Origin of the sequence: Rugamonas sp., assembly GCF_025354735.1 — a bacterium.
Lineage (GTDB): Bacteria > Pseudomonadota > Gammaproteobacteria > Burkholderiales > Burkholderiaceae_D > Rugamonas.
Genome location: NZ_JANXMI010000282.1, coordinates 1 through 6653, shown reverse-complemented (window position 1 = coordinate 6653; position 6653 = coordinate 1). Strand labels below are relative to the sequence as shown.

The following is a 6653-nucleotide window of genomic DNA, read 5'->3' as shown; positions in this document are numbered from 1 at the left end:
GACAGCACGGTGCGCTCGAAGTCCAGGCCCGACATCAGCACGTTGACGCCCTTGCCCAGGCCGCCGAGCACGTTTTCAGCCGGCACTTCGCAGTTGTCGAACACCAGCTCGCCCGTGTGCGAGCCGCGCATGCCCAGCTTGTCGAGCTTTTGCGCGACGGAAAAACCCTTGAAATCCTTTTCGATCAGGAAGGCGGTCATGCCGCGCGCGCCCGCTTCCAGGTCGTTCTTGGCGTAGACCACGAGGACGTCGGCGTCGGGGCCGTTGGTGATCCACATCTTGGTGCCGTTGAGCACCCAGCGGTCGCCCTTGAAGTCGGCGCGAAGCTTCATGCTGACGACGTCGGAGCCGGCGTTCGGTTCGGACATGGCGAGCGCGCCGATGTATTCGCCGGACACCAGTTTCGGCAGGTATTTTTGCTTTTGCTCCGCCGTGCCGTTGCGCTTGATCTGGTTGACGCACAGGTTGGAATGGGCGCCGTAGGACAGGCCGACCGAGGCCGACGCGCGCGAGATTTCCTCCATCGCCACGATGTGGGCCAGGTAGCCCATGTCGGCGCCGCCGTACTCCTCGCCGACGGTGATGCCGAGCAGGCCCAGTTCGCCCATCTTGCGCCACAGGTCCATGGGGAACTGGTCGCTGCGGTCGATCTCGGCGGCGCGCGGCGCGATTTCGGCGGCGGCGAACTGTTGCACGGCGGCGCGCAGGGCGGCGATGTCTTCGCCGTGGTCAAAGGTCAGGCCTGGGAGATGGAGCATGTCATCCTCGTTGTGTTTGTTTTGGTTGAAGCGGCCATGATACGCCGCTGTGACGTTAACGTAAACGTAAAGTGAAACGGGCCCTTGCGCCGCGAATACGGCGCGCGGCCGTTGTTTTTATGGCGTCGCGGCGGCCTGCTTTCCGCCGGCGATGGCGGCCAGCAGACGCTGGCATTCTTCTTCGTGGGCGGTGATTTCGGCCAGCGACATTTCAATGTCTTCGCGCTGCTGTTCGAGCGTTTCGCGGTGCTGCGCCAGCACGCCGAGGAAACGGTGCATCTGGGCGCTGGTGTCCTTGGGCGATTCGTACATGTCGACCAGGCTCTTGATCTCGGACAAGGCCAGGCCCAGGCGCTTGCCGCGCAGCGTCAGCTTGAGGCGGGTGCGGTCGCGCGGCGTGTAGACCCGGCTGCGGCCACCGGCGCCTTCGCGCGACGGGCTCAGCAGGCCTTGGTCTTCATAAAAACGGATGGCGCGCGCCGTGATGTCGAATTCGCGGGCCAGTTCGGTGATAGTGTAAGTGGGCATCGTGTGCTTGCGGTGGTGAGGTGGCGGACCGGTGGACGCCGCCGGCCGGTGAAAAATCCGTTTACAATCCGGTTTGGCTTCCGTTTACGTCAACGTCAACGTCAATCACATTGTAGCGCGCCCGCCGCAAAAGTGAACCGGAAGATCGACTATGGGAAAGATCGAATATGAATGCGCTTGAATCGCAATTGCACTATCCGCTGGGCGACGAGGTGCCGGCCGTCGGCGCCGTGGTCGACATCGCGCCCGGCGTGCGCTGGCTGCGCATGCCCCTGCCGTTCGCGCTCGACCACATCAATCTGTGGCTGCTGGTCGACCGTTTTGGCGACGCCGCCGGCGACGTCGACGCGGACGCCGGCTGGACCGTGGTCGACTGCGGCGTCGCCAGCGACGCCACCATGGCCGGCTGGGCATCCATCTTCGCCACCGGTCTCGACGACTTGCCTTTGCAACGCGTGCTGGCCACGCATTGCCACCCTGACCATATCGGCCTGGCCGACTGGCTCAGCCGGCGCTGGCAGGCGCCGCTGTGGATGACGACCGGCGAATATGTGTTCGCGCGCATGATGTCGGCGGCCCTGCCCGGCGTCGACGGCTCGGCCGCGCTGCCGCATTTCCAGCGCCACGGTCTGCGCGATGCGGACATGTTGGAGAAGATGCAAAGTCGCAAAAATTACTACCCCAGCCTGGTGCCAGCGGTGCCGGATTGTTACACGCGCATGCAGGATGGACAGTTGGTGGCAATAGGTGACCATGAATGGCGGGTCATCACCGGCTTCGGCCACGCGCCCGAACACGCCTCCTTGTATTGCGCCAAACTCAACATCCTGATTTCCGGCGACATGGTGCTGCCGCGCATTTCGACCAATGTTTCCGTGTTCGCCATCGAGCCGGAAGCCAATCCGCTGACCCTGTATCTCGACTCGCTCGACAAGTTCGCCGACCTGCCGGACGACGTGCTGGTGCTGCCTTCGCACGGCAAGCCCTTCCGCGGCTTGCACACCCGCATCGCCCAACTGCGTGCGCACCACGTCGCGCGCCTCGCCGAAGTGATGGAAGCTTGCCAGACCTGGCAATCGGCGGCCGACATCGTGCCGCTGATGTTTAACCGCGCGCTCGACGCCCACCAGCTCAGTTTTGCGCTGGGCGAGGCCCTGGCCCATTTGCATGCCCTGTGGTACGACCGCCTGCTGCGCCGCAAGAAGGACCACGACGGCGTCATTCGCTTCCGTATTGATCTAGAGCAAAAATAGCGCAAAATCAGACAATTGCGCGTCGAAGGCGGCGAAACCGTGGCCTACACTGGATTTTCACCCCACGGAAGGTGTTGTGATGCTATCTTAATAACATGGCTCCGTCACCACCCCACCGGTGGCGCGGAACGTAACGAGTTCTCTGGAGACGGCCGATGGCGAAATAAAATTCGGCATCGAGTCACTAAACTATAGAACGCTTCTTGGCGTAAATTGTTAAATGTGAAAATATTGAATGTTACAATTAATGGTGACTTTCAAGAGACTGACATTCATGCTGTGACATGAAATAGTGCAAATATGAATTCTTCAAATGAACGCGAAAGCTTTAGCCAGCGCCTGCAACAGGCCCTTAAAAACGCTCACTACTCGCCTGACAGCCCCACTCGCCTGGCCCGGGAGTTCAATATCCGCTTCGACGGCCGGCCCATCACTGTGCACGCCGCCCGTAAATGGCTGGTGGGCGAAGCCATACCGACCCAGGAAAAGCTGCGCATGATCGCCCAGTGGCTGGGGGTGCCGGCCGAGTGGCTGCGCTTCGGCGGCCCGGAAACTGCGGCCGCGGCCAGCGAGGGCGCCAACGGTTTATCGCGCTTCGAATCGGCCGATGTGAAGCTGATTGCTGATTTGCAACGGTTGGATGAACACCATCGTCAAATAGCGCGTGAATTTATTCGCATGCTGGTGAGGGTGAACTACCAAAAGTAACTATTTTTTTATAGGCTTTTGCATCACATTATTGCAGTAATTGTAACTTCACCCCCACGCCCGTCACACTCCGGGCGCTCCCCACCCTCCGCTTTTTGTTTGGCGCGTATTGCTCTCCGGCCTTATTCTTGCTTGGCCCGCGCTGCTTGGGCCTGCGCAAGGGCCGCCGTTCCGGCGCCGACTTTTCCCTATCCCTTTTGTCAAAACCAGTTTGCGAATTGTCATGGTTGCGACACGAATTTAAGGCACAATAGGGGACGCTATACCTGATGAGTTTTCTTTTTAGTAATAATTTTTAATAAGAATTCTTATGGGAATAGTGGCTCATGATTAGTCTGTTCTAGCGTTACTGCCCAATTCACCACGGAGCCAAACTTTTGAGCCGTCTTATGAAAAGTAATTACAGCAATGTCGCGCAGCTAAAAGATTTGATGACCGTCCCCCCGATGACCGCCGCGCAGCACGCGGAAGTGATGCGCAAACGGATCGCGCACCGTCGCATGGTCGAGGAAGCCAGGGATTTGAAGAAGGCGAGCGGGATACAGTTCGAGAAGCGCTAGCGGCACGGCGTTTCCGGCTCGCTCCGCTTGCTGCGGCGACCGGTAACCGGCGGCAGACGCGCCGGGTGAGCCGGTGTCTGCCATGCGCTTGCGGGGATTCGATGGCAGTTCTACGCGTTTTCGACGGCGGTGCCATGCCTGCCGGAGTATGCTGCGTCAGCCGTCGGGATGTCGCTCAGGTGTCGCTCAGGTGTCGTTCAGATGTCGCTCAGGTGCCGCCCAGGTGTCGCTCAGGCGCCCGGGGCGTCGCCCGATGCATCCTTCAGGCCGCCCCAGCGCGGCGCCAGCGCGTGTTCGATGCCGAACAGGTCGATGACGCGCCCGACCGTGTGGTCGACCATCTCGGCGATGCTTTGCGGGTGGTGGTAAAAACTCGGCAGCGGCGGGAAAATGATGCCGCCCATTTCGGTCACGGCCGTCATATTGCGCAGATGCGCCAGATTGAACGGCGTCTCGCGCACCATCAGCACCAGCCTGCGGCGCTCCTTGAGCACCACGTCGGCCGCGCGTGCGATCAAATTATCCGACAGGCCATGGGCCACCGACGCCAGTGTCTTCATCGAGCACGGCGCGACGATCATGCCATCGGATTGAAACGAGCCGCTGGCGATCGCCGCGCCGACGTCGCGCACCTTATGCACGACATGGGCCATCGCTTCGACGTCGCGGCGCGACAAGCCGGTTTCCTGGTGCAAGGTCAGCACGGCGGAATCGGAGACGACCAGATGCGTCTCGACCCCCTCCGTGTCGCGCAGATGTTGCAGCAGCCGCACGCCATACACGGCGCCGGTGGCGCCCGTGATGGCGATGATGAGCCGGGTGGCCCTGCGCTGCCGCGGACGATCAGGCATCCAACAAGGCCTTCAGTTCGCCCGATTCAAACATTTCATTCATGATGTCGGAGCCGCCGACGAACTCGCCCTTGACGTACAGTTGTGGAATCGTCGGCCAGTTCGAATATTCCTTGATGCCCTGGCGCACGTCTTGATCGTCCAGCACGTTGACGGTGGCGATGTTCTCGACGCCGCAAGCCTTCAGGATCTGGATCGCGCGGCCGGAAAAACCGCATTGCGGGAATTGGGCGGTGCCCTTCATGAACAGCACGACGGGCGTCGAGGTCACGGTGTCTTTAATCCAGGTTTGTACGTCGCTCATAGCTGCCTCAGGGGAAAAATGAATAGATGCCGACATTTTATAAGAAAACGCGGAAGGGGGTATCGCGGCGCGCTACTGCGCCGTTTCCGGGGCGGCTTCGGGGCCAAACCGGCAAACGGCTTGTGTCCCCGCCTGCCGCTTGATCGAGGCTGTGGCGGCCGAAATCAGCCGCGCAGCTTGGCGAACGCGGCCGCCATGCTGCCGCCGGCCGGTTCCTGCCGGGTTTGTTGCTGCTGTTGCTTTTGATGCTGGCCCAGGCTCTTGCGGTCGTTGCGGTCGCCGCGCTGCTCGGGCTTGCTGCCCGCCTGCGGCGCGCTGTCGGTCAGGCGCATGGTCAGCGCGATGCGCTTGCGTTTCTCGTCCACCTCCAGCACTTTCACCCTGACCACCTGGCCGGCCTTGACCACCGTGTGCGGATCCTTGACGAAGGTGTGCGACAAGGCGGAGATGTGCACCAATCCATCCTGATGCACGCCGATGTCGACAAAAGCGCCAAAAGCGGCCACGTTGGTGACCACGCCTTCCAATATCATGTCCGGCCGCAAATCGCGGATTTCTTCCACGCCTTCCTTGAACGTGGCCGTGGTGAAGGCCGGCCGCGGATCGCGCCCCGGCTTTTCCAGTTCCTTCAAAATATCGTTGATGGTTGGCACGCCGAAGCGCTCGTCGGCGTACTTGGCCGCGTTCAGCGTTTTAATCAGCGCCGTTTCGCCGATGACGGCCTTGATGTCTTTCTTGATGTCGCTCAAGATCTTTTCCACCAGCGGATACGATTCCGGGTGCACGGCCGAGGCGTCGAGCGGATTGTCGCCGCCCATCACGCGCAGGAAGCCGGCGGCCTGCTCGAAGGTCTTGTCGCCCAGGCGCGGCACCGCCTTCAATCCCGCGCGCGAGGTGAACGCGCCCTTGAGGTCGCGGTAGGACACGATGGCCTGGGCCACCGAGGCCGACAGACCGGACACGCGCGCCAGCAGCGGCGCCGAGGCCGTGTTGACGTCGACCCCGACCGCGTTCACGCAATCCTCGACGACGGCGTCCAGCGAGCGCGCCAGTTGTGTTTGCGACACATCGTGCTGGTACTGGCCGACGCCGATGGATTTCGGGTCGATCTTGACCAGTTCCGCCAGCGGATCCTGCAGCCGGCGCGCGATCGAGACGGCGCCGCGCAGCGACACGTCCATGTCCGGCAATTCGCGCGACGCGAACTCGGAGGCCGAATACACCGACGCGCCCGCTTCCGAGACGACGATCTTGCTCATGTTCTGATCCGGATGCTGCTTGATTAATTCTTGGGCCAGCTTGTCCGTTTCGCGCGAGGCGGTGCCGTTGCCGATGGAAATGAGCGACACCTGGTGTTTGGCGGCCAGGCGGCCCAGCGTGTGCAGCGCGCCGTCCCAGTCGTTCTTCGGCTGATGCGGGTAGATGACGGCGGTATCGACGACTTTACCGGTGGCGTCGACCACGGCCACCTTCACGCCCGTGCGCAGGCCGGGGTCCAGGCCCATGGTGGCGCGCTGGCCGGCGGGCGCCGCCAGCAGCAGCGCCTTCAAGTTGGTGGCGAAGACGTTGATGGCGTCGAGCTCGGAGCGTTCGCGCAGCGCGCCCATCAGTTCCGTTTCCAGGTGCATGAAACTTTTCACGCGCCAGGTCCAGCGCGCCGTGTCGGCCAGCCACTTGTCGGCCGGCCGGCC

The 6653-nt window shown here is 62.0% G+C and carries 8 protein-coding genes; 3 read left to right on the top strand and 5 right to left on the bottom strand.

Going from position 1 to position 6653, the window contains the following annotated elements; all coding sequences use genetic code 11:
* Together Q0S71_RS22800 and Q0S71_RS22795 are read right to left on the bottom strand one after the other, a co-directional pair.
* A partial coding sequence (locus tag Q0S71_RS22800) for an acyl-CoA dehydrogenase family protein (RefSeq protein WP_296000901.1) occupies nt 1-758 on the bottom strand: 758 nt, incomplete at its 3' end.
* A 117-nt stretch (nt 759-875) separates the two neighbouring features.
* Nucleotides 876-1286 (bottom strand): MerR family DNA-binding transcriptional regulator, encoded by a 411-nt coding sequence (locus Q0S71_RS22795; RefSeq protein WP_296000899.1) that lies wholly within the window; start codon nt 1284-1286, stop codon nt 876-878.
* A 167-nt stretch (nt 1287-1453) separates the two neighbouring features.
* On the opposite strand from Q0S71_RS22795, the gene Q0S71_RS22790 reads away from it, so the two are divergent.
* The 3 genes from Q0S71_RS22790 to Q0S71_RS22780 all read left to right on the top strand — a co-directional run bounded on the left by Q0S71_RS22790 (nt 1454) and on the right by Q0S71_RS22780 (nt 3807).
* Nucleotides 1454-2539, top strand: coding sequence for an MBL fold metallo-hydrolase (locus tag Q0S71_RS22790; protein ID WP_296000897.1), 1086 nt, complete (start codon nt 1454-1456; stop codon nt 2537-2539).
* A 300-nt stretch (nt 2540-2839) separates the two neighbouring features.
* A complete protein-coding gene (locus tag Q0S71_RS22785) occupies nt 2840-3247 on the top strand; it encodes a hypothetical protein (RefSeq protein ID WP_296000895.1) in 408 nt (135 codons plus the stop codon).
* Nucleotides 3248-3636: 389 nt separating this feature from the next.
* Complete coding sequence (locus tag Q0S71_RS22780; protein ID WP_296000893.1) at nt 3637-3807, top strand: hypothetical protein; 171 nt, start codon at nt 3637-3639, stop codon at nt 3805-3807.
* Nucleotides 3808-4037: 230 nt separating this feature from the next.
* On the opposite strand, the gene Q0S71_RS22775 is transcribed toward Q0S71_RS22780, so the two are convergent.
* From Q0S71_RS22775 to Q0S71_RS22765, 3 genes are all read right to left on the bottom strand, one after another.
* Nucleotides 4038-4658, bottom strand: a complete 621-nt coding sequence (locus Q0S71_RS22775; protein WP_296000891.1) for a UbiX family flavin prenyltransferase — start codon at nt 4656-4658, stop codon at nt 4038-4040.
* Nucleotides 4651-4962: a Grx4 family monothiol glutaredoxin gene (gene grxD / locus Q0S71_RS22770; protein WP_296000889.1), complete on the bottom strand. Its 312-nt coding sequence runs from the start codon at nt 4960-4962 to the stop codon at nt 4651-4653. The genes Q0S71_RS22775 and grxD overlap by 8 nt, the downstream gene beginning before the upstream one ends.
* Nucleotides 4963-5126: 164 nt before the next feature.
* A partial coding sequence (locus Q0S71_RS22765) for a helix-hairpin-helix domain-containing protein (RefSeq protein WP_296000884.1) occupies nt 5127-6653 on the bottom strand: 1527 nt, incomplete at its 5' end.